Source organism: Photobacterium angustum (assembly GCF_003026365.1).
Classification (GTDB): Bacteria; Pseudomonadota; Gammaproteobacteria; order Enterobacterales; family Vibrionaceae; genus Photobacterium; species Photobacterium angustum.
This window is the reverse complement of the sequence record NZ_PYOM01000010.1, coordinates 87,451-112,114: the sequence shown is the minus strand read 5'-3', so window position 1 is coordinate 112,114 and position 24,664 is coordinate 87,451. Positions and strand designations below refer to the sequence as shown.

21 protein-coding genes are annotated in these 24,664 nt (G+C 36.9%); 12 read left to right on the top strand and 9 right to left on the bottom strand.

The annotated features are described in order from the left end of the window. Nucleotides 1-200: 200 nt before the first annotated feature. From CTN01_RS12105 to CTN01_RS12080, 6 genes are all read left to right on the top strand, one after another. On the top strand, nt 201-1,631 hold the full coding sequence (locus CTN01_RS12105) for a sodium-dependent transporter (RefSeq protein WP_105062040.1): 1,431 nt from the start codon (nt 201-203) through the stop codon (nt 1,629-1,631). A 150-nt stretch (nt 1,632-1,781) separates the two neighbouring features. After that, nucleotides 1,782-2,399, top strand: coding sequence for a DUF3157 family protein (locus tag CTN01_RS12100; protein ID WP_045149390.1), 618 nt, complete (start codon nt 1,782-1,784; stop codon nt 2,397-2,399). 264 nt (nt 2,400-2,663) lie between these two features. Continuing rightward, nucleotides 2,664-4,517: an ABC transporter ATP-binding protein gene (locus tag CTN01_RS12095; RefSeq protein ID WP_045149391.1), complete on the top strand. Its 1,854-nt coding sequence runs from the start codon at nt 2,664-2,666 to the stop codon at nt 4,515-4,517. 294 nt (nt 4,518-4,811) lie between these two features. After that, nucleotides 4,812-6,413 carry a response regulator gene (locus CTN01_RS12090; RefSeq protein WP_045149392.1) on the top strand — a complete coding sequence of 534 codons (1,602 nt, stop codon included), beginning with the start codon at nt 4,812-4,814 and terminating at the stop codon, nt 6,411-6,413. A 20-nt stretch (nt 6,414-6,433) separates the two neighbouring features. Further along, entirely contained in the window at nt 6,434-10,363 is a 3,930-nt protein-coding gene (locus CTN01_RS12085; protein WP_045149393.1) for an ATP-binding protein, read from the top strand. A 1-nt stretch (nt 10,364) separates the two neighbouring features. Then, nucleotides 10,365-11,558: an EAL domain-containing response regulator gene (locus tag CTN01_RS12080; RefSeq protein WP_045149394.1), complete on the top strand. Its 1,194-nt coding sequence runs from the start codon at nt 10,365-10,367 to the stop codon at nt 11,556-11,558. Between the two features lie 56 nt (nt 11,559-11,614). Here CTN01_RS12080 and CTN01_RS12075 read toward each other — a convergent pair whose 3' ends face one another. Further along, nucleotides 11,615-12,727 (bottom strand): NADH:flavin oxidoreductase, encoded by a 1,113-nt coding sequence (locus CTN01_RS12075; RefSeq protein WP_039871817.1) that lies wholly within the window; start codon nt 12,725-12,727, stop codon nt 11,615-11,617. Nucleotides 12,728-13,020: 293 nt separating this feature from the next. Further along, nucleotides 13,021-13,620, bottom strand: coding sequence for a nuclease-related domain-containing protein (locus CTN01_RS12070; protein WP_045149395.1), 600 nt, complete (start codon nt 13,618-13,620; stop codon nt 13,021-13,023). Between the two features lie 369 nt (nt 13,621-13,989). Between CTN01_RS12070 and CTN01_RS12065 the strand changes: the two genes are divergently transcribed. The 4 genes from CTN01_RS12065 to CTN01_RS12050 all read left to right on the top strand — a co-directional run bounded on the left by CTN01_RS12065 (nt 13,990) and on the right by CTN01_RS12050 (nt 17,660). Beyond that, nucleotides 13,990-14,460, top strand: coding sequence for a hypothetical protein (locus CTN01_RS12065; protein ID WP_045084225.1), 471 nt, complete (start codon nt 13,990-13,992; stop codon nt 14,458-14,460). Nucleotides 14,461-14,708: 248 nt separating this feature from the next. Next, nucleotides 14,709-15,866 carry an ABC transporter substrate-binding protein gene (locus tag CTN01_RS12060; protein ID WP_045149396.1) on the top strand — a complete coding sequence of 386 codons (1,158 nt, stop codon included), beginning with the start codon at nt 14,709-14,711 and terminating at the stop codon, nt 15,864-15,866. Further along, nucleotides 15,863-16,906, top strand: a complete 1,044-nt coding sequence (locus CTN01_RS12055; protein ID WP_045149398.1) for a FecCD family ABC transporter permease — start codon at nt 15,863-15,865, stop codon at nt 16,904-16,906. Before CTN01_RS12060 ends, CTN01_RS12055 begins: the two co-directional genes overlap by 4 nt. A gap of 1 nt (nt 16,907) precedes the next feature. Continuing rightward, entirely contained in the window at nt 16,908-17,660 is a 753-nt protein-coding gene (locus tag CTN01_RS12050) for an ABC transporter ATP-binding protein (protein WP_045128730.1), read from the top strand. Nucleotides 17,661-17,750: 90 nt separating this feature from the next. On the opposite strand, the gene CTN01_RS12045 is transcribed toward CTN01_RS12050, so the two are convergent. From CTN01_RS12045 to arfB, 3 genes are all read right to left on the bottom strand, one after another. Further along, the gene (locus tag CTN01_RS12045; protein WP_045149399.1) at nt 17,751-18,638 is read right to left on the bottom strand and encodes an aspartoacylase; all 888 of its coding nucleotides are present in this window, start codon (nt 18,636-18,638) and stop codon (nt 17,751-17,753) included. A gap of 89 nt (nt 18,639-18,727) precedes the next feature. Beyond that, on the bottom strand, nt 18,728-19,177 hold the full coding sequence (locus CTN01_RS12040) for a hypothetical protein (protein ID WP_045084220.1): 450 nt from the start codon (nt 19,175-19,177) through the stop codon (nt 18,728-18,730). Nucleotides 19,178-19,308: 131 nt separating this feature from the next. Next, a complete protein-coding gene (gene arfB / locus CTN01_RS12035) occupies nt 19,309-19,722 on the bottom strand; it encodes an alternative ribosome rescue aminoacyl-tRNA hydrolase ArfB (RefSeq protein ID WP_045084219.1) in 414 nt (137 codons plus the stop codon). Nucleotides 19,723-19,978: 256 nt separating this feature from the next. Between arfB and CTN01_RS12030 the strand changes: the two genes are divergently transcribed. After that, nucleotides 19,979-20,311, top strand: coding sequence for a DUF3392 domain-containing protein (locus CTN01_RS12030; RefSeq protein ID WP_045149400.1), 333 nt, complete (start codon nt 19,979-19,981; stop codon nt 20,309-20,311). Nucleotides 20,312-20,351: 40 nt separating this feature from the next. Here the strand turns inward: CTN01_RS12030 and aphA are convergent, their stop codons facing one another. Next, nucleotides 20,352-21,071, bottom strand: a complete 720-nt coding sequence (gene aphA / locus CTN01_RS12025; RefSeq protein ID WP_045149401.1) for an acid phosphatase AphA — start codon at nt 21,069-21,071, stop codon at nt 20,352-20,354. A 256-nt stretch (nt 21,072-21,327) separates the two neighbouring features. On the opposite strand from aphA, the gene CTN01_RS12020 reads away from it, so the two are divergent. Next, a complete protein-coding gene (locus tag CTN01_RS12020; RefSeq protein WP_045149402.1) occupies nt 21,328-22,107 on the top strand; it encodes a DsbA family protein in 780 nt (259 codons plus the stop codon). A 99-nt stretch (nt 22,108-22,206) separates the two neighbouring features. Here the strand turns inward: CTN01_RS12020 and ansB are convergent, their stop codons facing one another. The 3 genes from ansB to CTN01_RS12005 form a co-directional block, all read right to left on the bottom strand. Continuing rightward, nucleotides 22,207-23,274, bottom strand: coding sequence for an L-asparaginase 2 (ansB, locus tag CTN01_RS12015; protein WP_045084215.1), 1,068 nt, complete (start codon nt 23,272-23,274; stop codon nt 22,207-22,209). A 215-nt stretch (nt 23,275-23,489) separates the two neighbouring features. Then, a complete protein-coding gene (locus CTN01_RS12010) occupies nt 23,490-23,741 on the bottom strand; it encodes a hypothetical protein (protein WP_045149403.1) in 252 nt (83 codons plus the stop codon). A gap of 57 nt (nt 23,742-23,798) precedes the next feature. Then, a complete protein-coding gene (locus CTN01_RS12005; RefSeq protein WP_244156064.1) occupies nt 23,799-24,245 on the bottom strand; it encodes a hypothetical protein in 447 nt (148 codons plus the stop codon). Nucleotides 24,246-24,664: the final 419 nt, after the last annotated feature.

The following is a 24,664-nucleotide window of genomic DNA, read 5'->3' as shown; positions in this document are numbered from 1 at the left end:
ACTAATTCATTACAATTAATGATTTTCAACCCCACCAATGCGTGATAAAAATGTTAATTATGTAAACACAATCAGCTTAAATATCTTTTTATTTTACGATTTATGGTCAAAGATTTGCATATTTCTGATGGTAAAAAGGATATTTAAGACTAAATATTTATAACAATTATGACTCACAACAATCATTAACAGGATGTTTTATGGACACATCAACTTCTCCAACCGCTGATCGTGGAAACTGGAGTTCACGAATTGGCTTTGTTATGGCCGCAGCAGGATCTGCTGTTGGTTTAGGAAACATTTGGAAGTTTCCTTATACTGCTGGCGAAAATGGCGGCGGCGCGTTTGTTGCTATTTACCTATTTTTCGTTATTTTTATTGGCTTTAGCGTCATGCTAACCGAATTTGCGGTGGGACGTAAAACAGGTTTGTCTGCCGTTGGCGCTTTTAAAACTACCGATCGTCGCTGGACGTTTGTAGGCATCATGGGGGTATTAAGTGGCTTACTGATTATGGGCTTCTACCCTGTTGTTGGTGGTTGGGCCATTGCTTACATCTATAAAATTTCAACAGGATTATTAAGTACGCCAACGGCTATTAACGATAGTTTTGGTAGCTTTATTTCTGATCCTATACAACCGCTTTTCTGGATGGGACTTTACCTTTTATTTAATATTTTTGTCGTTATCCGAGGCGTTTCTGGTGGTATAGAAAAAGCAGGTAAAGTGTTAATGCCACTGCTTTTTATCATCTTAATCATTGTTTCAATCAAGGGCCTTACCTTACCTGGCGCAATGGCGGGTTTAGAGTTTTTGTTCAAACCTGATTTTTCAAAAATTGATAGCTCAGTTGTACTTGCAGCATTGGGACAGGCATTCTTCTCTCTAAGTTTAGGTATGGGCTGTATGCTGACATACGGTAGTTACTTACGCAGAAAAGAGAATATTGTACAAACCACCGCTATGGTTACGGCAATGGATACTGGGGTAGCATTACTAGCCGGTATCGCTATGTTCCCTGCAATGTTTGCGTTCAGCATGGAACCTTCAGCAGGTCCAGGTTTGGTATTTGTTGTTGTACCGCAATTGTTTGCTGAAATGGGCGGCATTGGTTTTATATTAGCACTTCTATTCTTCGTTGGTTTAAGTGTGGCTGCATTAACCTCATCTGTTTCATTACTAGAAGTGGTTGTTGCTTACTTAATTGACGAGAAAGGTTTAAGCCGTGTAACTGCTGTGATCAGCGCAAGTATTGTGATGGCTCTACTTTGTATCTTAGCTTCACTATCTATTGGTGGCTTTGGTCCTAAACTATTCGACACTGGGGCATTTGATGTCTTCGACTTACTTACTGACAAAATCTTCCTTGCTGTTGGTGGTATGTTGGTGTGTCTATTTGCTGGCTGGCGTTTAGATCGAAGTGAGCTGAAAAAAGAAATTACCAATGATGGCAAAGTGTCTTTCCCACTTTTCAACCTTTGGTATGTATTGATTAAATATATCATTCCAGTTGCTATCGCTATTGTTGCTATTTCAGGTGTGAAAGCTGGATTTGATAGTGATAAAGGCGACATCATGTTATTAGGTTTAGCGATTATTGCACTGTGTGGAATTTTCTCTAAAAAGCTATAATTTCGACTAATCACAACATAAATGCAAAGGCTTGCCATGAGGCAAGCCTTTTTTATATAACTTACAAACAAAAATATAGACAGTTTATCCATTAGAAGCATAAAACTGATAAAATCAAAATAATCGGATACTCAACACCAAGGATATGAAATGAAAACAACAACTCAGCTCGGTTTATTCGTTGTTGCTTTAACAACAGTGCAACCAGTTTGGGCAGCAGATCAAACGGTCACGTTAGAAGATGGTCGCCAAGTTATACTGCATGATGATTTCACTTGGCAATATCACCAGCCATCTACCAAGACACTAACATCTGAACATTCTCATTCTAAAACTTCGGTTACCTCTCAAGCAGTGCCTTTAAAAGCAAATTCTGAGACACAAAATGCAATCCCGCTAGTAACCGCATCTAAAACAGTAGACGTATCACTTAACAAACCCAAAAATATCCAGCAATTAAGTAACAGCGGCGTTGATATCCTTTTACAAGCACCTCAATACAAAGATGGGCAGCTGATTATTCCGACCATGTTGACAAATCAAGGCTCTAAATCTGTGATGTCTATTGCTTTGCGCGTAACACTAAACAATGCTGATAATCAAAAAATTGAATCACAAGATGTGACCCTTTGGCGCTCAATTAAGCGAATGCCTGATACTTACTTCCGAGCGAAAACCCAGCAAAAAGGTAAAGATATTATTTTTACCGTACCAAAAATGAATGATTACAAAATCCAAACGGAAATCATTGAAGTAGAGCTGTGGTAATCAAGTATAAACAGCGCTTAGATGCTAATTTTCTAAGCGCCATCTTTTCACTCTAATTACCGACCTGTTTCTATTTTATAAACTGCAATTATCACATTGATTGAATTGAATAAAAAACGTACACTCCAATTGTTATCATAATTGTTAACAATCAGATAAAGCTTAATATTAACTCTGCACTACTCATCCTGCTTTCTCTTCTATTGAGTTAATACATAGCGCTAAATCACACATACTCGATTACTACCAATTCTTAGGTGAACTATGTTCAAACGCTTCGAAGGTTTCACTAACGCTTTTCCAAAGCAAGAGCCCACACAACCACCCCAAGGTATTTTTGCATTTTGTCGTTATTACACTCGTGGGTTTGAGAAACCGCTACTTTGCATGGCATTACTCAGTGCCATTATTGCAATCGTTGAAGTTGTGCTATTTGGTTTTATGGGTAAGTTAGTCGATTGGCTAGCAGCAAGTGATCCTAAAACATTCTTAGCTGAAAACGGGACAACCTTGATTTGGTTATCTTTAGTAGTGCTTATTGTCATGCCATTATTAGTCTTGATCTCATCATTGCTATCACACCAAACGTTACTGGGTAACTACCCAATGTCCATTCGTTGGCAAGCCCACCGTTATCTGCTTAAACAAAGCCTTTCGTTTTACCAAGATGACTTTGCTGGACGCATTGCAACGAAAGTAATGCAAACTTCTCTTGCAGTAAGAGAAACAGTAATGAAAACGGCTGATGTTTTCGTTTACGTCTCTGTTTATTTTACTTCGATGCTAGTGATCCTTGCTCAAGCTGATTGGCTATTGATGTTACCTATGTTGGCTTGGTTAATCGCCTATATTGGTATTCAAATTCACTTTGTTCCTAAGTTAAAGAAGGTCGCAGCAGAGCAAGCTGATGCCCGCTCTACCATGACAGGACGAATTGTTGACAGTTATACCAATATTGCAACAGTCAAATTATTCTCCCACAGTAAACGTGAAACTGATTATGCAGAAAAAGGGATGAAAGGATTCCTTGCAACGGTTCATCATCAAATGCGCTTGGTTACTGGGTTTGATATTTGCGTTCAATTAGCTAACTACTTGTTACTTTTTTCTATTTCAGCCCTCTCTATTTACCTATGGATGCACAGTGCAATCCAAGTGGGGTCGATTGCAATTGCGATTAGTTTGGCGCTGCGTATTAATGGCATGTCGATGTGGATCATGTGGGAAGTTGGTGCGCTATTTGAAAATATGGGTACCGTTGTCGACGGTATGAAAACGCTGTCTAAACCGGTTGAAATTGAAGATGAGCCTAACGCTAAACCATTAGCGGTGCAAAATGGCGGCATTGAGTTTGATAACGTGAGTTTTAACTATGGCGAAAATAAAGATGTTATCAATCATCTTTCGTTGAATATTAAACCCGGTGAAAAAGTCGGTTTGGTTGGTCGCTCTGGCGCAGGTAAATCAACGTTGGTTAACTTGCTATTACGTTTTCATAATTTAGAAGGAGGAAGTATTCGCATAGATGGTCAAGATATTGCGAAAGTTACGCAAGATTCATTACGCAGTAAAATTGGCATGGTAACGCAAGATACATCTTTGCTTCACCGCTCTATTAAAGACAACATTCTTTATGGTGATCCTGAAGCCAGTGACGAGCAACTACTTTCCGCAACCAAACAAGCACATGCCCATGAGTTCATCGAAACGTTGACAGACCCGTTTGGTAATATTGGTTACGATGCTCAAGTTGGTGAACGTGGCGTTAAACTATCAGGAGGACAGCGTCAGCGTATTGCTATCTCCCGTGTATTACTGAAGAACGCACCAATTTTAATTTTAGATGAAGCAACCTCAGCGTTAGATTCTGAAGTTGAAGCGGCGATTCAAGAAAGTTTGGTTGAATTAATGGAAGGCAAAACAGTTATCGCGATTGCCCACCGTTTATCCACTATTGCAGCGATGGATCGTCTTATCGTATTAGATAAAGGCCAAATTATTGAGCAAGGTACACACCAAGAACTCATTAATCAGAGAGGCATTTATGCTCAGTTATGGGCTCATCAAACCGGTGGCTTCATTGGCGAAGAAAATAATCACCTTGCCACTGAAAGTTAACTATTAACTTAAACCGTGCGTTATTGATATTAAAAGAGGTCGCTAACTTAGCGATCTCTTTTTTATAATTAATATTATCAGCATTCATAAACACTACCGCCTTCATACAACTCTTCCTCAGGTAACGTTTAAACGCCTACCAACAACTATTCTCTATAAAAATAACCAATTAAAAACAGCATCTTATATAGGTTACATCTTGTTACACAAGAATATTTGTTGGTTATTTAATTAGCTACTATCATCCCTCTCCCTTTGCAAAATTTTAATGCATTTTCCCTTTTCTGAGCTTATATGGTTAATAGTCAATCAATTCTAATTGTCGATGACAGTGTAATTATTCAGCAAACAACTAAATTAACTCTGTTGAAAGCGAAATTTGAAGCACAACGAATTTATTTTGCATCAAATGCGCAAGATGCAATAAAACTGTGCCAGCGTAATGTATTCGATATCATTTTTATTGATTTTAATTTAGGTCTTGGTAGCACAGGTCTTCAATTACTTGAACGCCTACATCACAATCAATTGATCACTCATCATCCTTTAATTTTTATTGTTACAGCAGATGATTCAGAATCAATTTTAATGGGTTTTTCTGAATACCAACCTACAGACTATTTAATTAAGCCATTTCGTTTAGAAACACTGACATCACGAATAAATGTCCATTTTAATAAGCACAAGTTTGAAGATACTGTATTTAATACATACCAATCAAAAGGTTGGTTAGGCGTACAAGAGTTTATTGAAAACTACTCTTATTGTGATAAATATTGGTCGAGTGTAACAACCTTGGCAAAACGATTATTGCTTAATAAAGTGACGGCAAGTTATGACGATATTGACGTCATGCTAAATAGTTTACTTCAACAAAATGACTATGTGCCTGCTAAATTATTATTAGCGCAATTGTGGTTAGAGCAAAATAAATTTGACCAGCTTACTCCATTGCTAACGTCAATTAATTCTTCTAGCCCACAACAACACTTAACACTTTTAGATCTTAAAGCTCGCTCTGCATTAAAACAGAACCGTATAAGCATCGGCTATGAATTTTGGTTAGCGGCGCATAAAGTAAGCCGTAATAATCTCTACCGCTTGTTTGGTTTAATATGGATTGAGTTTTGTCTTCAACACGATACTGAAATTGAACGTCATATCAGAGAAGCCTGTTTTTCACTGCGTTTTTCCATTTGGGATAAACCTCAAAACTACGCATTTTTAGTGTGGGTACAACTACAACTGCACAACAAAAAGCACCAGTCGATTGAGAAGCTATGGAGCGCTATTAATCAGCAACAGAAGATCACTAAGCACGAGCGCGCTTATGTCTATCTATTACAGGCTTATCAGGCCGCTGAAAATAATTCAAATTTGATTGCGTATCGTGAATTTATGAATGCTTTAAATTATGTAGAGCACCATGAATATAATGAATTACCAAGCGAATTTCTTATTATTGCGCTAAGTACTGCCATTAAGCTTTCAATGCATACTTATATCATTAAGTTTGTAAAACAGTTAACCGAAATTTTTAATTTACAACCTAATGAACCACATAATGTCATTAAGCAGATGTGGCTAAAAGCACAGACTGCAAAAATTAATGAGAACAAATGTGCTGAGTATAGTTACGCCTTACAGTTAGTGAAGCAAAAACAATTTGTGACGGCCGGTCAGTCACTTTTTACATTATGGCCACTGTACCGTTTTGATATCACTTTAGCACGCTGCATAGTCGAACTATTTGCCCGCGGATACCTCGATTTATATGTTAGTGAAAAAAATACTGTCAACGAAGCAAGATGGGTATTTGAGTCACAAGATATTAAACCTGAATGGTATAAAACATTAAAAAGTAAGCATAGCGTACTCAACAAGCCACTTTACTAAACGTTAATGAGAATTTAATAATGCGTCACTTTACTTTACTAATAATTTTATTTATTAGCTCATTAACTTGGGCTAATGACAATGTTCAAAAATCAACATTAAAAGTTGGATACCTTTCATTAGATTGGTCGCCGTTATCCTCACTCAATGAAGAAAAACAAGTCGTAGGACTATTACCTGACTATATGTCGATTATCAGTCATAACGCTGGATATAATGTTGAGAATATTGTTTACGATACGCCTACTGAAATTCTAACAGCATTAGCCCGCAATGAACTTGATATTGCCATAGGGGTAAGCAACAGCGTTGAAAGAGAAAAGATCTTCGCATTTAGTAAGCCTTTATTGGCTTTTCCTTACGCAATGATCAGCTATTCGTCTTCCAATATTCTCTTAAATTTTAATGACAAGATAATTGCTATTGAAAAAAACAGTGTACTTGATGGTTTATTACCCCAAATAAACAAAAGTATTTCTTCTATTTCTGTACCTAATTCAGAAACAGCACTCAACTCTGTCAAAACAGGTGTGACTGACGCTTATATCGGCAACTCAATTCTTTTAAACAGGCTACTAGAAAATAACGATCCATCAATCCCACTTCAAGTAACAATACTTGAACAATTACCTTTAGAGCAGTTACACCTTGCTAGTTCAAAACAAAATAGAGCAATAATAAAACAACTCAATAACGCTATCATTGCCCTATCCAAAACAGAAATAAATTGGCTTCATAATAAATGGCTAAAAAGCAATCAAATCGATCTACTTGATTATCCCAGCAAGATTAAACTTACCGGTAATGAAAGGCACTTTCTTCAATCTATGCCTACGCTAAAGATTGGTTACCAATTTGATGATAATCGTCATAAAGATGAAGATCTTCTGTACCTGCAAGTTAAAGATATTGCGCAAAAAATGACGATTGAACTTGGTATTAATTATGAAATTATTGATATTCGTGATTACCCCCAAGCAAAAGCGATGCTTAAATCAGGGGAAATAGATATTCTCAGTGCGGTTGCATCCTCTTCATTACGAAAAAAAGAACTGCTTTTTAGCATGCCTTACGGGCAGGAAGGCTGGGTTATTGTTAATAAAATTTCAAATAAAAATAGTTACGGCATTACAGCTAAAAATAGTATTGGTGTAATTCAATCAAGCTTTGTTAAAAATCTTGCTTTAAACTTGTACCCGAATAACAGAATAATAAGTTTTGATTCAAAGAATGAAATGCTAACAGCATTGCTCAATGATCAACTCGATTATGCTGTTATTTCACTCAGCCAAGCGCATGTATTATTACAAAATGAATTTCTTGGCCAGTTAAAAATTGTACCTAGCAAGTTAGATAAACACCAACGTTCAATTAAATTTGCGGTAGATAATAACAATCTTCAGTTAAGAAATATCATCAATAAAGTGATTACAGCATTGCCGCCAGAAAATCTAACGAATAGCTTTAGAAAGTGGCATTCTATAACCATAAAATCTGACGTTAATTACAGCCAAATCATTGGCTGGGCGATCATTGTTACAACAGTAATTTTTAGTATTATTACTGTGATTATCTATTGGAATCGCCGATTAAGTAGAGAGATCACCCAAAGAAAAAATGCAGAGCAAAAACTGACATATCTCACCAACAATTTTGATGGGGTATTAATTCAGCACTTACAAAAAAGCCACGACCCATACGATATCGAATTTTTGTTTATCAGTGAAAAGATTAATCATTTCATCGATTATGAAGCATCAATGATTTATAAAAGTCCATCGCTACTATTCAACATTTTAAAGCAACGTGACGACTTTACATCGCTATATTTAGCAATGCAGCAAGCGGTTTCTGTAGGTTACTGGAGTACTAATTTACAAATTCATTCCAATGCACTTAAACCACGCTGGATAGAACTCCGTTGTCAAATATCGGAAGTTGAAAATGGTTGGCAGTGGAATACTATCATTCTAGATATTACGCAAACGAAAGAGCAGCAAGTCGCATTAATGGAAGCTAACGAGAAATCACTAGCCGCCACTGAATCTAAATCACGCTTCTTGGCAATGATGAGCCACGAGATCCGCACACCAATCAGCGGTATTCTGAGTTTATTAGAGCTAATGGAACCACATGTAAAAACAACCGAATTACGTCAAATTCATCATAACTTGTCGCAATCAGGACGTAACTTGCTAAACATTGTTAATGATGTACTAGATTTTTCGAAAATTGAAGCCGGTAAGCTCAGTATTAGCCCAAGTGAAAATAATATTTCTGATCTTATTCATGAATTAGTTCAGCCCCACTCTATTCATGCTCAGCAAAAAGAGATTACATTCACCTTGTGGCTAGATCCCGCTATCGCACACTGTTTACTGTTTGATGATGTACGTTTAACACAAATTCTTAATAATCTTATCAACAATGCGATTAAGTTTACCGTGCAAGGAAACATTCATCTTGCTGTTGATATGATCCAAGAATCAGCATCACAACAACGACTGACATTCTCAATCACTGATACAGGTATAGGTATTAAACCAGAAGATTTACAGCGTTTATTTCAACCATTTGTTCAAGTTGAGCAAAACAGTAACCGCCGATTTAGTGGTACAGGGCTAGGTTTATCCATTTGCCATCAATTAGCACAACTAATGGGCGGGGAAATTGTGGCAAAAAGTGACATCGATATTGGCACTACATTTAGTGTGACAATACCCTTCCCTGTTGTAGAAAAGAAATCGGTCAAGCCTTTACATAAACATTGTGGCCTGCTGGGCGATATTGACGATCAATATTTAGAGTTATATTTACAATCATGGCAATGCTCATACACAAAAATTGCAATTTCAAACAATGCCAAATTACCAGCATTCATACTAACAAATAAAATCAATACGATTATCGTAAAAGATACGTGGCTTGCTGATCACAATATTGATTCAGCATGGTTTAAGGCTAATTTACCCTCAATAAACGTTATTACAATTAGCTCTCCTAGCCATTTTTTCACTCAAAACACCTCGGATGGTTATAACGTTTCTTGTAATCCATTATTGCCGGATGTGTTTTACCAAGCGTTAGCAAAACAGACGTGTAAAAATACCCTATTCCCTGAAATAACCAGCATGGAAAAGCGTGCATATACCTATGAGCAGGCTGTTGCAAAAGGGCGTTACATTCTGGTTGCAGAAGATCACCCCATTAACCAGCAGATCCTTAAACAACAACTAGAGCAACTTAACTATGCGGTTGATATTGTAGATAACGGTCAAAAAGCACTAGATGCATTAAGCAAGAATTCATATGACCTCTTAATTACAGATTGCCATATGCCTGAGCTTGATGGTTTTGAACTGGTTAAAGCTATTCGTAAAAAAGAACAGAAACTAGATGCTAAGCCTCTTCCTGTATTGGCGTTAACAGCAGATGCGCTATCTAACGAACAATTTTTTAAAGAGATTGGGTTTGATGCGTATTTAATTAAGCCAATTACATTAGATGAATTAAATACCGTATTAAACCCATGGCTACCGAGTATCGATTGTGACAATGTCACGTCAACATATGATCACATCGTGCCTGATAACCTAATAAATAGTGACAACACAATTGATTTGGTTAATATCAACGAGCTTATTGATATCTTCGGTGATAGTGAAACAACCTATACATTGCTCGATCAATATCTTGCATCATGTTTTGAAGACCAGCATGACTTAAATATCGCTATTAACGAAAATAATATTGAATTAGTGAGCTTAATTATCCATAGAATTAAAGGTGCAGCTCGTGTCATGACGTTCCACCAGCTTGATGCACTTTGCATCGATGTGGAAAAGGATATTCAACAGCATAGAATCGATACTTTGCAGCACCACTATGAATCATTAATAGCTTTAGTTAGTCAGCTCACTCAACAAATCGATAATTTAAAGGGTAACTAGAATGCGCATACTATTGATAGAAGATCATGATTTTCAGCGCCAAGTACTAACAACACAGTTAGCTCGTATTATCGATCCTGTTAATGATGAAATTCATTGCGCGGTTAACGGTGCCGAAGCATTAAAAATTATGCAGCAATATCAACCACAGCTATTGTTATGTGATTTAAATATGCCAGAGATGGATGGCATCAGTTTTCTTGGTCATATTGCAAAACAACAGTTTAAAGGTGCAATTATTATCACTAGTGCCTTGAAGCAAGATATCTTAGCCAGTGTTGAGAAGATGTGTCTTAACTATAAACTTAACTTATTAGGCACATTGGCTAAACCCACCTGCTTAAAGCAAATTAGTGTTTTAATTGAAACAGCAAAGCAAACTAATGCACTACCTGAACGTCTACAGACTTGCGATATAAAATTGGATGAAGCATTTATCGATCTTGCTTTTGAACAATACTGGTTTGTTCCTCACTTTCAGCCTATAGTATCGCTTGAAACTGGGGAATGGGTTGCTTGTGAAGCGTTAATACGTTTAGTTCATCCTGAATATGGTACGGTTCCAGCTTACCAGTTTATTGATCAAATAATGGCACATAATAAAGAAAAACAATTAGCTCTTTACATTATTAATTACGTAATTTGTTATCGTTCATATTTCCATAACCGAAAAATTGCGATAAATATTTCATCTAAAACATTGGCTGATCCACATTTCATCAACTGTGTACTTAAATTAAAAGAACAATATTACGATTTAAATCAATGGTTATATTTTGAACTAACAGAATCAGATATATTTGAATCGGTTGGTGAAGCTATTGAGTCAGCATCACGCTTAAGTATGCACGAATTTGTTTTATCCATTGATGATTTTGGTACTGGCTATTCGTCACTTAAACAGTTAGAAACATTGACGTTTAATTCCCTTAAACTTGATCTTGGGTTTATTCAGGCATTACCAACAAGTATTACCGCAGAAGCCATTGTAGAATCATGTTTATTGCTCACTAAACGCTTAAATTTAATTGCAATTGCTGAAGGTGTTGAAAACCTAGGTCTATGGAAGCAATTACAGGAAATGCATTGTCAACAAGCACAAGGGTACTTTATATCTCCCCCTATGCCATATGACAGCATTGACCAATGGTATCAGCAGTGGCAAGTAAAACAGCAAGATCTGGCAATAAAATAACAAAGTAAAGAGTTAGCCATTTAAGCCAGGGCTAACTCTTTATATGTCTCTTAAAATTATAATGCTGCAATCTCAGCTTTTCTCGTTTTAGAGGTCACACAAAAATTACCACGGCGGGTTCGACATTTTGAGCATCTTTCACACTCAACATCAATACGATCACCCTCTTTCCAACGTTTGATCAGTTGTGGCTCCGTCAGTAACGGACGTGAAAACGCAAATAATTCAATATTTGTATTATCAGCAAGAGCTTCAATTGCACAGTAATTACTTAGGCCACCAACTGTCATTACTGGTACATTAACTTCTTCACTTATCACACGGCCATATTCGCTAAAGTAACCTTCAGCTTGAATCTCATAACCATCATGCACTTCACCAACCATAGTATCGGCTTTACCATGAATATTGCCTGAGATAATAATGGCATCAACACCAATCGCTTCCAGTTTTTTACAAATAACACGCGTTTCTTCAAAAGTTAATCCACCTTCAAAAAACTCTGTTGCGGTTAATTTCACTAAAATCGGAAAATCGTTACCTACTAACTTTCTGATCGCATCGTAAATTTCAATTAAGAAACGCATACGGTTTTCAAGGCTGCCGCCGTACTGATCTTCACGTTGATTGTAGTAAGGGCTTAAAAACTGATTAATTAAATAAGTGTGCGCTGCATGAATTTCAACACCGTCAAAACCTGATTGTTGAGCACGTAAGCTTGCTTGTGCAAATGCATTAACGATGTAATCAATTTCTTCTTGTGTCATTGCTTTACCCAATGTTTGGGTACTTTTTTCACACACTGCACTTGGCGCAAAAATAACACGTTCGCCAAGGTTATACGTTGTTTTCGTACCACCATAGGCTAACTGCATGACAATTTTTGAATCATACTGATGTACAAGCTCTGTTAGCTTCTTGTATTCTTCAATAAAAGAATCGTTATACATCCCCATCATGCCCGCATTCGGCTTTTCTTCTTCTACAATATTGGCATAACCCGTGACAATTAAGCCAACCTCACCTTTGGCAAGCTCTTCATAGATAGCATAAAGCTTATCTGTCATATGCCCTTCTTCTGTCGCCATATTTTCCCACGTTGCACTGCGTACAAAGCGGTTTTTTAACGTCATCGAACCAATGTGAGTTGCAGAAAACAAATTACTCAAGGTGAAGCCTCTTACATCTTTTTATGATTTATCATCAGATTGAAGAACAAAAAGAACGGTGACACGATTAGGGTATCGGTTCTTTTTTCTAATACCTGTCAATTTTGAACAGATGGAGGGAATATTACTGATAAAGAAAGGTGAAAACTTTAATCTGGATTAAGTTAAAGGCAGTTCTGTAGCACGTAAAAGAAATAATTTGACTTAAAAACGCAATATACCCAAATACTCTCAGTGCATAGAGTACAGCCTTGCTAGCGATGTAGGCACATCGTAATGCTTTTACTTAACCGTTAGTTGCAATGGTCTGGGTTAAATGATGTCCCTTCAATGCTAGCAACCCATTGCTGTAACTGCAGCTCTGTAAATAACGGCGTCTTAAATGTGTGAATATAATGCATCATTGCACTTACTGATTTAACTACATTATCAGGCATCTCGGTTTTAAAAGTACAATCACCGACAAAGACCACTGCTGAATGAAATGCCGTTTCATCAACCCCCAATAAATATTGAAGCGTCTTAATATGTTTTTCATTTTGATGTAAAGGGTTTTTAAATACTGATGAGCGATTAAACAATGCTTGCTGCCATATTGGCTGATAGGTTCCACCAAAAATCCACCCTTTAATATTTATCGTTTCCACAACGAAAATACCGTATTGAGAAACAACAAGATGGTCAATTTGAGTTGTGCCATTTTCATTGGGTAAGGTTACATTAGTTAATACTTTGTAATGTTTTGCTGGCAAAAGTTTTAGACGGTAATGAACAATTAATTCACCTGCACGACCTTTAAACCACGGTGATCTAACTAAAAACAGAATAAAAACAACCGGAATAATCCAACATAAAGGCTGTAGAGCATTAAATATTATTGATGTCATATCCATGAATTAGGTTATCCATTCCAGTAAGAACGATTGCGCCTCTGTCTAACATTATTTAATTGAAAAAATTAACGTTTTTAGAGATAAAATACTAAGTCAAAAATATGGCAGTATATTTACTGTTTTAAAAGATCAAAAATGTAACGTTTTAATACACATGAAATTATATTGAAAAATACATATGGCGTTACATATATAGCTATTATACAAATCATGAAATACAACTATTTGAGTATCGTTTAATTTTTACTTCTATTACTGCAAATGGAATTTAATTATACCGCTGTTCCGTAGTAAAACATTTGCATTATGAATGCTTAACAGGCATGTTATTAGGCTTTGATTGAAATCGAGTTTCGTGGAGTTATATCAGTGTTTAAGCGTTCTACCTCACTAGTTGCACTTACTTTTTCTATTTTTAGTATTTCTAATGCTTTTGCTGACACCACTCAACATAATACTTATCAAGCTGTCCCATCAAAAAATGAATTGATCACTCAAACTGATTTTGGCAATCAAACCTACGTTTTTCATTTTAGCAGTGACTCACATCAACTCACGCGTATCGACTTTATCGACCATATGCCTACTAGCCAAAGTGTGTGTAACAGCTGGAAATATGTTTCGGCACTAGATAATTACAATGTTGCTAAACAAACCTTATTACATGTATCTACTAGCTTCGACCCCACTAATAACACATGTACAGCCTATGCTTATGCCAGCAATAATGGTGCGGAAATGTCACAAGTTTTCGACCTATTTCAAACTAAAAACTACGTTGATATCGCAGGTTTTAACTTATCAGCTGATGGTTTTAGTGCTGCAGTAGACGCTTTGTAATCATAGTCTTAATATTAATATGAGATCCAAGTACTTATAGTGCTACTCAAATAATCGCTTTCTTGGATCCATACTCTCCTCTACGTTTCACAGCCATTCTCCCTCTAAATAATCTAACTCTGCTACAGCAAAATATAGTAATGAGTCTCATTACCTTTCACAAATGGATCCTTATCTCTCAATAAAAAACATTTATAACGATAATTATTATCATTATTATTTCGAAAAATTTTTTAAGGATAGCCATTTTGAAAACGCCTATTAAAACGTTACTTTCTCTTACTGTTGGTTTAACAGTCTCTAATATCGCTTTAGCAAACACCTATCCCATTACAGTAACTGATGTTGCCGGTAGACATGTTACCTTTGATCATCAACCTCAGAACATTGCACTTTCAACCAGTCGTATTTTTCCATTGCTAGAAATTATTTATCAAAAAGAGGCAGCAAAACACCTTGTTGCAGCAAGAGATGATATGCGAGTTTCGGCACCGAGCATGTATGCTAGTTATATTAAGCAATACCCCTCACTAAAAAATGTTCCGACTATCGGTCTTATTAAATCTGGTGAATTTGATGTTGAACGTTTTATTAACCTAAAACCAAAGCCCGATCTTTTTATCGTTGACCTCTCAAATATTAAATTGGCAGAAGATAAAGGCTTATTGAAAAAGCTCAATGATGCTGGAATTAAAGTATTAACTGTCGATTTCCGTGAAAAGCCACTCAAAAACACAGTGAAATCAGTACAGGTTATCGCTGATGCTGTTAACCGCTCAAAGCAAGGCGATGCATTCGCCAATTACTATACAAGTCACTTGAATGCGATAAAAGATACACTTGCACAGCACCCAAACGCACCGACTCCGCGTGTGTTTATTGAACGAGCTGCGGGTTACAGTGATTCATGCTGCCGTACTTTCGCTAATGGTAATATGGGCGCTTACATCCCAATGCTTAAGGCTGAAAATATTGCGATAGCGCCGCTTGACGGTTCTGAAACTGGGCAGATGTCACCAGAGACAGTCATCACCTCACAGCCTAATGTTTATATTATGCAAACGACCGGTTGGATCACCAATGATGGTCAGGCAACAAATGGTATTCCACTGGGTTACTCTCCTAACCACGCCGCAATTAAAAAAGCGACAACCAGTTTGATGAATCGACCATGGCTACAAGCACTAACAGCTTACCAACAGAAGAATGTTTATTCGATTTATATGCCATTTTACAACTCGCCTTACAACTTAGTGGCGATTGAGTATTTTGCAAAATGGTTACACCCTTCACTTTTTTCAAAGCTACAACCAGAAAAGACATTTGAAGAGATGAACCTTAAGTTTGGTAATCGTCATCTAAGTGGTCAGTTTGGTCAAAATAACTTTAAGGCAATGAGTCAGTGAACAGCATTACATTCGAATTGAGAGCTCACCATATTCGTTCTCGTAATAAAAGAATTGCACTGATCAGCCTTGCCATTTTAAGTGTGTTATTTGTTATTATTGATGTTCTTATTGGCTCACAAGGTCTCTCTTTTTCACAAGTGATCCAAGCGATTTTTACACCAAGCCAAAGTGCTATCGCCAGTCGAGTCATTGTGTGGGATATACGCATGCCAATGTCACTCATGGCCCCTTTTATTGGGGGAGCATTAGCCTTGGCTGGCGCACAAATGCAAACAACATTGCATAACCCGCTAGCGGATCCTTATACCTTTGGTGTTTCAGCGGCAGCCGGATTCGGGGCGTCTTTAGTTATCACTAATGTCGTTGCTCTGCCCTTTATCCCTGCACAATATCAAATAGCCGTGATGGCGTTCATTATGTGTTTATTAACGACGTTATTGATCGCAGGGATTTCATCGATAAAGCGTATCTCAATTGAAGGTGTGATGTTATTTGGTGTTGCCGTTATGTTTGCATACGATAGTTTGCTGATCATGATGCAATACATTGCCAGCGAAACCCAATTGCAAACTTTAGTCTTCTGGCAAATGGGGTCACTGGATCGCGGTAGTTGGGAAAAAATTGTTTTCTTACTGATTTTGTTACCCATTGTATTAATCATTATGATGAAAGATGCTTGGCGATTATCTTCATTAAAAATGGGACAAGAACGTGCCGAATCGATGGGAATTAACGTCAAGCGTCTACGCATGAAAACCTTGGTGTTAGTTTCAATTATTACTTCAATCTCGGTTTCATTTGTTGGCGCAGTCGGGTTTGTTGGTCTAGTTGCTCCGCATATTGCACGGATGGTTTTAGGTGAAGATCAACGCTTCTTCTTGCCCGCATCATTCTTAGTTGGAGCGGTATTATTAGAGTTAGCCTCTATTGCGAGTAAAGCAATTATGCCTGGGATCATTTTGCCCCTCACCGTTGTAATGTCTATTGTTGGGATCCCTTTCTTTATCTTTCTTGTGATTAAAAAAGGGGGGCGCTAGCATGAGCCTTGATATCAACAATATCACAGTGACATTTGGCAAGCAGTCGGTCTTAAATAACTTAACACTGCCCACTATCCACGACGGCGAAATGGTAGCCTTAATAGGAAAAAACGGTGCCGGTAAATCGACACTCTTACGCCAAATGACAGCGCTGCTTAAACAATACCCTGACCAAATTCAATACGTTAAAAAACCGCTGTCGTTAAAAGATATTGGCTATTTACCGCAGGAGCATCGCATTCACGCTAACGTTACGGTACTCGAGTTATTGATCACGACAATGAACATTCACTCAACGTCTTTGATCGCGAAAAAAGAAAGTGCAGAGCAAGGGTTATTCTTATTAAAAGATATGGGGATTTTACACCTCGCTAATAAACAATGTTTTGCACTCTCTGGTGGTGAAAGCCAAATGGTAGGGCTTGCGCAAGCGTTAATAAACGCCCCTAAAGTATTGCTGTTAGATGAGCCAACTTCAGCACTTGATATGCAAAACCAATTACGATTGCTCAATTATGTTCGATCCTATACTAAGCGCACTGGGGCATGCGTGATTATGGTGATCCACGATCTTAACTTGGCACTTCAATATGCCGACCATATTGCGGTACTACATAACGGCAAATTATTCGACTATGGGTCGCCTAAAACTACAGTAACAAGTGAACTTATCTCTGCTGTATTTAATGTTGATTCGCATATCATTATGGTTGATCACAACCCTATTGTAGTAATGAAAACAACGCATTAACTAATAATAGTAACAACTAAAAAGCCCGTAACAGAACAATGTACGTCTGTTACGGGCTATTATTTGATTACTAATGATATGGGCTAAATATTAGTTTGTTGATACCACGATTTTCTTGCCTAATGACATCGCAAGATTATTATCATAATAAGCGGCTTCATTAATAAAGTGAGGATACGCTTCATAATCCCCTTCCCAGAAAATCTCTGTACCATCAAACAAGGTGAAAATAGGGTCGCCTGAGCGCAGTGGTTCAAAATCATTATCTTGAACAGATTGATGAACCATGCCAATTCGCTCCCCCTGTTCATCTACTGGAAGCTTGAGGGTTTCTTCATAACGGTAAGCGTCATAACTTGCAGGTAAGTCAGGCACTTCATTAGTGTTATTTAAATGAACAAAATCCAAAATATGTTTTGTCATCGCTTCCATCCAATCTAATACATCTTGACGTATAACCGATTGTGGTTGCGGCCCTATTTCAACAATCACACCTTGCTTCGCAATTGAGCAAAGAAATAAATGCTCATCAACAGAGGTATGATCTTCAAATACCACCACAGCTTTTGGCATTTTAGACTTAACATACGCCCCTAACTGACGATTAAACAGATCTGACTGAAGTAAGATTAATGAAGGCCCCATGTTACTGGTCGTATTATGCAAATCGATAATAAAATCACTATTTGCTTTTCCTTTTGGTCCAATTTGCTGATTAATTGCTTTAGCGCGAGTTTGTTCATAACTCGTCAACTCATTATTCGCAAGATCATCAATACCAAATTGGCGATTCAAATCATGATCAACATACCGCTTATTTTCACCGTATGCTTTTGGGTTAGCAAATACAGTATCGACAGAAAAACTCTCACGCGCTAATTGCAGGGGATCACTTTGCCACTTTTTGAGTAAGTAAATACCACTAAATTCATTACCGTGAGTACCACCAACAACTGCAACTTTATTTATCTTACTCATCCTTGACCTTCCTAATATCCAAACCTTTTATCAGTGTACTGATAATATACATCGATACCAGTCTATTTTATCAACCAAAAAGCTATAGATTAGAATTTAATAGGTCGTGTTTGCGCTAATTTAAGATACGAATGCAGCTCGCCATTTTTGTACTCGATAGCAGAATGGATATTAGCGTGACGGTTAGCAAAGACAGCAAAACGATAGGTATTCTCTGCTTTTTTAATTTCTATTTCGATCGCTCCATCTACTAGCTCCCAATAGCCTGTGGTGTGTAGACGATTGAATAACGTGTATTCATCAAGCGTACCGTCATCATGTAGCCTTAATTCTGTTATGTATCCTGCACTACAAGTTTTTAACCATACCTGTTCCACAATCTCATTGCGTTCAAAATTGCGTTTTGTTTCTAACCACAGATTCATTTGTTGTTGCTGTTCAACAGCTAATGGAGGGAGATCGTCTAAAGTGAATAAACGTACACGCTCTGTTTCACGATAAAACAATTGTAAAAGTTGAAGTGTTTTTTTCTCGAACATCCCTGCCACCCAATAATGAATAAATGCAAATAAAGAATTTACACAGCTATTGATAGCAAAGATATTCGGTTAGGTATCACAATGTCACTTCTTTACAGCAACTTATGCCATAAAGGTCACATTAATTTTGATTAAAAATTCACTTTACCTCTGAGGTTTTTGGTTTTCCCTCGCTGGGTTTTCTTATCGACACGACGTACCTGTGAGTTTTTAGTCGGACGTGTCGCTTTACGTGCTTTCTGCGTTGTCATAACACTTTGAATAAGCGTTTTTAGTCGTGTTAATGCTTCCTCGCGGTTCATCTCTTGAGTACGATGTTGCTGGCTTTTGATAACAATGACACCATCTTTTGTGATACGGCTATCAGATAGTTTTAAAAGGCGTTCTTTGTAAAAGCCCGGTAATGATGAACGGTTGATATCAAACCGTAAATGGATTGCGCTCGACACTTTGTTGACGTTCTGACCACCAGCACCTTGAGCTCGGATAGCGGTAAGCTCTATTTCCCAATCGGCAAGTTGGACTGAATTTGAAATAACTAACATGTGTTTACTCTCTGCATTTCTTACGTCAATTTTACCATAGAGAGCGTTAAATCGTTATATAGCAATATGGAAAGAAATAGTTATGCCTTCTTCGTACTCAGATCCACGACAAGATTCTAAATACTGTAATCGAAGCCAGTTAAGTATATCTCTGTATGCCGTGATCTTCTTGGCAAGTTTGTACTACTGCACTAGTTTTTTATCAACAACACAACTACTCTCAAACGTCATTATTTAGCAGAAATAGTATACTTACATGGATCTCATTATTCGTCTTTTATCTGATTTAGGACACGATATACGTCCTTGGTTAGATGATATTTCAACCGCGATTGTCGCTTGTTCATTGGTTGTTTTCGGTGGGGATTTTAATCGCTTTTTACGTAGGCATTTGTCCCATTACAATTTTATTATTAGGACTATTGTATTTATTTTTGTTAATGCCTTTGGTTATGGCTTTTTAATTATCAATTTATCACCTTTGGTATATCGTGAGCTGTTAAATCTTCCTAATTATTTGTCAGTTTGTATTATAAGCATCTTTTTTATCTTTATTGGCTGTTGGGCACAACGAAATAAACATATATAAAAAAGCGACCATAACGGTCGCTTTTTTTATTCATTAACGACTAGTACTGTGAATTAGTAACGACTTCTTCACCGTATACGCCATTTTTAGCAATTGGTCGGTTACTTGAGTTGGCAGCTCGCATAATACGAATACCTTCTGCTCCAGCTTTGCGAGCAGAAATAATATCACCGTCAGAATCACCATAGTATAACTTAATATTATTTTCTTTTATGTAAGGCGTTTTAGTAAATTCTGTTTTACTTGAACCTGCAAATATAACCTTATGCATATTTTTAATACCAAACACATCTTTTAAATATTGTGTGGTAATTTCACATTTTGATGCTGTACGACCTGTAATAAAATAAATTTGATCGCCACGTTTTTGGTGCATAGCAATCAGCTCTTTACCTATTTGCTTCGGTAGACTGAATTTTTCCCACTCACAGTTCATTTTATCCCAGAACTTCTGCTCATGTAGGTATGAAAAACCATTAGGAGAAAACTCCTGCTTACCACGATAGAAACCCGGCGTACTAAATAACACCGTGTCATCAATATCAAAGCCGACAGCCATTGGTGGCTTACCTTTTAATTTTTCAGCAATTTGCTTAACTGAGATCCAATGAACATCTTTTGGTTGTCCCATTTCCATTATTTGGATCGAACTATAACCAGGATCTGTCGCCGGTACTTTGGGATCCGCAAAAGCCGCTGTAGAAATTGTCGATAAAGCAAATAATGAGCTAACGGCTAATAATGTAAATTTTTTATTCATAATAAGATCTCTGTTCATTCGTTATGAATAATTTACAACAAAAGCATTCATAATTATGCGCAACTCATCACAATGAAATTTTCGAATAATGGAAAATAAGATCTACGTTTTATATAACACTTTAATTAGCTATCCCTTTTTTCTATTGAATCTTTTATTTGAAAATAAATATTTAATAAATTGATTCAGGTTACATTCATACTCTATATCATTTAATTGTTGATAATTAATACGCTATCTAACGTATAGAGATAAAATGAAAAAACTAATTCTACCGCTTATGGTGACAGCACTATTAGCTGGCTGTAATGAAACAACTGCAGTTAATAATAAAGACTTTAGCCCTGAGCAAAAAGCGCAAATTGAAAAAATTGCAAGCCAATATATTATTGAGCACCCTGAAGTTTTGGTAAAAGCATCAGAAACACTGCAAAAGCAACAGATGGAAAAGCAGATACAGTCAGCGAAGCAAACTGTCGTGACTTATGCTGACCAACTTATTAAAGATGCTAAAACGCCATATATTGGCCCTAAAGATGCCAAAGTAAACGTTATTGAGTTTTTTGATTACCAATGCATGTTCTGCTCAAAGATTTCACCTACTGTGAAACAACTTGAAGCTGAAAACCCTGATGTTAAATTCATTTTCAAAGAAACGCCAATCTTTGCGTCACGTTGGGAAGCATCAAAATATGCGGCAGATATGGGTAACTGGATTTTTGCCCATAAAGGCAGTGACCTTTACAGTAAATACCATAATGCCGTATTTGCCTCTGGTAAAGATGAAGGCAAATTAACAAAACAAGATATTAATGATATCGCAACTAAGTTGGGCATTGATATCAGTAAGTTTGATGCGAATAATAGTTTTGAAGGCAACTTCCAACTATTTAGTCAATTAGGTTTTCAAGGAACACCGGCATTAATTGTTATGCCAACAGATAATGTAACTACAGACAATGTTCACATTATCAATGGCTACGATCCTCAGGGGCTTAAAGATGCCATTGCGGAAGTAAAGAGCAACGCTAAATAATTCAGTACGTTATTAAGCGAGTATCAAGCCAGTCAGGAAGACTGGCTTTTTACTATACAAAACTACGTTTATGAGAAACTCGATCCTAGAAAAAACAGCCTAGTAATACTGAAACATCTTTTGTACATCACGATAATTATTTGTTTGTGTTAATGACAACATTAATAGAATACGGGCTTTTTGGGGATTTAGAGTTCCGGATGCAACAAAACCATATTTACTATCATCGATTTCTGCCGCAAGTGTTGTCGCGCCAGTAGGCACACGAGAGCTTCGAACTACCATGATCCCGTCTTTACTTGCTTTAGCGAGTTGTTCGAAAATACCTTTATAGATATTACCATTGCCGACACCAGCACTCACAATACCATCAAATTTTGCATCAATTAGCGCTTTAACAGGTAAATCAGAGGCGTTGGAATAGTTATAAACGATCCCAACTTTAGGTAAGGCTTTCACTTTCGATATATCAAACTTAGAATCTTTCGTATTATGACGCTCTGGGCTACGTTGATACACAGCATCGCCATTATGGATGTAACCTAACTCACCAAAATTAGGTGATTTAAATGTATCGACAGCTGTCGTACTGGTCTTAGTGACATCACGCGCATCCAAGATCACATCATTCATCGCCATTAAAACACCACGACCTTTTGAATCAGTGTCAGCAGCGGTGATCACTGCGTTGTATAAGTTAACAGGTCCATCTGCACTCATAGCCGTTGATGGACGCATTGCACCCACTAATACGACAGGTTTGTCACTCTTCACGGTTAAGTTTAAGAAGTATGCTGTCTCTTCCATGGTGTCAGTACCATGTGTAATGACAATACCGTCAACATCATCTTTCGCTAAGAGTTCATTGACACGTTTAGCTAACGTCAGCCATACCTGATCGTTCATGTCTTGCGAACCAATATTCGCAACTTGCTCGCCACTGATATCTGCAATTTTTGCCATTTCAGGTACAGCATTAATAAGGGCATCAATACCAACTTGTCCTGAAGTATACGCACTGCCGGTTGCTGATTGACCTGCACCGGCTATTGTGCCTCCCGTTGCTAAGATCTTAATATTAGGCAGTTCTGTGCCTTGAGCAAAAGAGGATGATTGAAAACTTAAACCAGCAACTAAGATACCTAAGCAAATTAAATTCTTTTTCATTAATACTTCTCTCGATATTTATTACAAAATATTTATAGGCTGAGAGTAGTTATTAATAGAAATCATTTTTGCGCAGAGAATCACTCTTCATATAAATGATAATTCGATATTCATCACACAAAGGAATAACGCAATACAAGCATTAACAATAATAAGACGTTATATTTTAATCCATCACATCAGAACAACATATTAATTATATTAATAACAAATTTTTAGGCGCCAATAGCCGAGAATGGATCAACTTCAAAATAGTGACTTTGACAACAATCTGCTAATTGAGCTTCTACATAATCCTCGACCATTTCAAGGGATTCTGCTTCCCAAACACATTGAAACGTTTGATTATCAACATAAATTAAAGAAAGGTGTAATTGTAAATTAGATGGCAGATTACGCCCCATATGCTGCGACTTAATGAAAAATTGCTCTTCATTTGTCATTTTATGTTCACTGGTAAAGAACATCACTGACCCTCCTTAACCGTTAAATTAACAATAAGTATAGGTCAGCTTTTTACATAATTAATTATGGGAGATATCTTTAACTGCACGTAAATAGGCTTTTTCAGATTCTATATACTCTAAAGACTTTTTGGCTCTTAACCATTCAGGATACAATAAATCTCTTTTTATCAATAAGTTATTTAAAAATGTTTGTTGTTGTTCTGAAGCTGGGTATTTGGTCTTAATTCGTTGAATTTCAAACATCACATGTACTTTATTACTAACAATTTCCTTACAACTTTGAAAACCAAACTTTTTCAATTGAGGCCAAGTATCATAAAAAGCACTTAGACACTTTTGCTCTATGAGCGATAATTCATCGTCCATAATTTTGTACCACGCGTAGGACTGTCCTAAGCGCTCATACATTACGCGTTCTCTTTCAGTGTAATAAATCGGTGTTGTGTTATCCCTAACCTGTTGATCGATACTTCCCATCACATTCGATTGAGGTTGATATTTCACAAAACTACCTGTGGTTATTTTATTGCTTGTATTATTCAAATAATGCTAGATATTTTTGTCAGTATAATGACAATTTATCTCATTCCGTATTAATTAGTTTACATAAAAGGTTGATAAAGACTCACAGATTTAGCAATAAATGACCACCAAACATCATGTTAGATATTCCCTCCTCGACACATCAATCTTATTTAACCTTCGATTATGTTTAGTTTGTAATCACCCGGTGGTGGCATTTTAAACAGCAATGAAAGCGGTGTGTAAATTTTCATCGAAAAAACACAACACGCTAGGTTTTATAAGGGATGGCAACAATTTTAAGGTATCCTATAGACCCTTTTTTTGCTTGGCGTTAATAACGACAAGCGAGCAAACGCTCATTACTCAGACTTAATTTATGCTTTACGATCAGAAAAGTC

Coding starts and splice junctions, on each gene's coding strand:
- CTN01_RS12105 (WP_105062040.1), top strand. CDS start 201: ATGGACACATCAACTTCTCCAACCGCTGATCGTGGAAACTGGAGTTCA.
- CTN01_RS12100 (WP_045149390.1), top strand. CDS start 1,782: ATGAAAACAACAACTCAGCTCGGTTTATTCGTTGTTGCTTTAACAACA.
- CTN01_RS12095 (WP_045149391.1), top strand. CDS start 2,664: ATGTTCAAACGCTTCGAAGGTTTCACTAACGCTTTTCCAAAGCAAGAG.
- CTN01_RS12090 (WP_045149392.1), top strand. CDS start 4,812: ATGGTTAATAGTCAATCAATTCTAATTGTCGATGACAGTGTAATTATT.
- CTN01_RS12085 (WP_045149393.1), top strand. CDS start 6,434: ATGCGTCACTTTACTTTACTAATAATTTTATTTATTAGCTCATTAACT.
- CTN01_RS12080 (WP_045149394.1), top strand. CDS start 10,365: ATGCGCATACTATTGATAGAAGATCATGATTTTCAGCGCCAAGTACTA.
- CTN01_RS12070 (WP_045149395.1), bottom strand. CDS start 13,620: ATGGATATGACATCAATAATATTTAATGCTCTACAGCCTTTATGTTGG.
- CTN01_RS12050 (WP_045128730.1), top strand. CDS start 16,908: ATGAGCCTTGATATCAACAATATCACAGTGACATTTGGCAAGCAGTCG.
- CTN01_RS12045 (WP_045149399.1), bottom strand. CDS start 18,638: ATGAGTAAGATAAATAAAGTTGCAGTTGTTGGTGGTACTCACGGTAAT.
- CTN01_RS12040 (WP_045084220.1), bottom strand. CDS start 19,177: ATGTTCGAGAAAAAAACACTTCAACTTTTACAATTGTTTTATCGTGAA.
- arfB (WP_045084219.1), bottom strand. CDS start 19,722: ATGTTAGTTATTTCAAATTCAGTCCAACTTGCCGATTGGGAAATAGAG.
- CTN01_RS12030 (WP_045149400.1), top strand. CDS start 19,979: ATGGATCTCATTATTCGTCTTTTATCTGATTTAGGACACGATATACGT.
- aphA (WP_045149401.1), bottom strand. CDS start 21,071: ATGAATAAAAAATTTACATTATTAGCCGTTAGCTCATTATTTGCTTTA.
- CTN01_RS12020 (WP_045149402.1), top strand. CDS start 21,328: ATGAAAAAACTAATTCTACCGCTTATGGTGACAGCACTATTAGCTGGC.
- ansB (WP_045084215.1), bottom strand. CDS start 23,274: ATGAAAAAGAATTTAATTTGCTTAGGTATCTTAGTTGCTGGTTTAAGT.
- CTN01_RS12010 (WP_045149403.1), bottom strand. CDS start 23,741: ATGTTCTTTACCAGTGAACATAAAATGACAAATGAAGAGCAATTTTTC.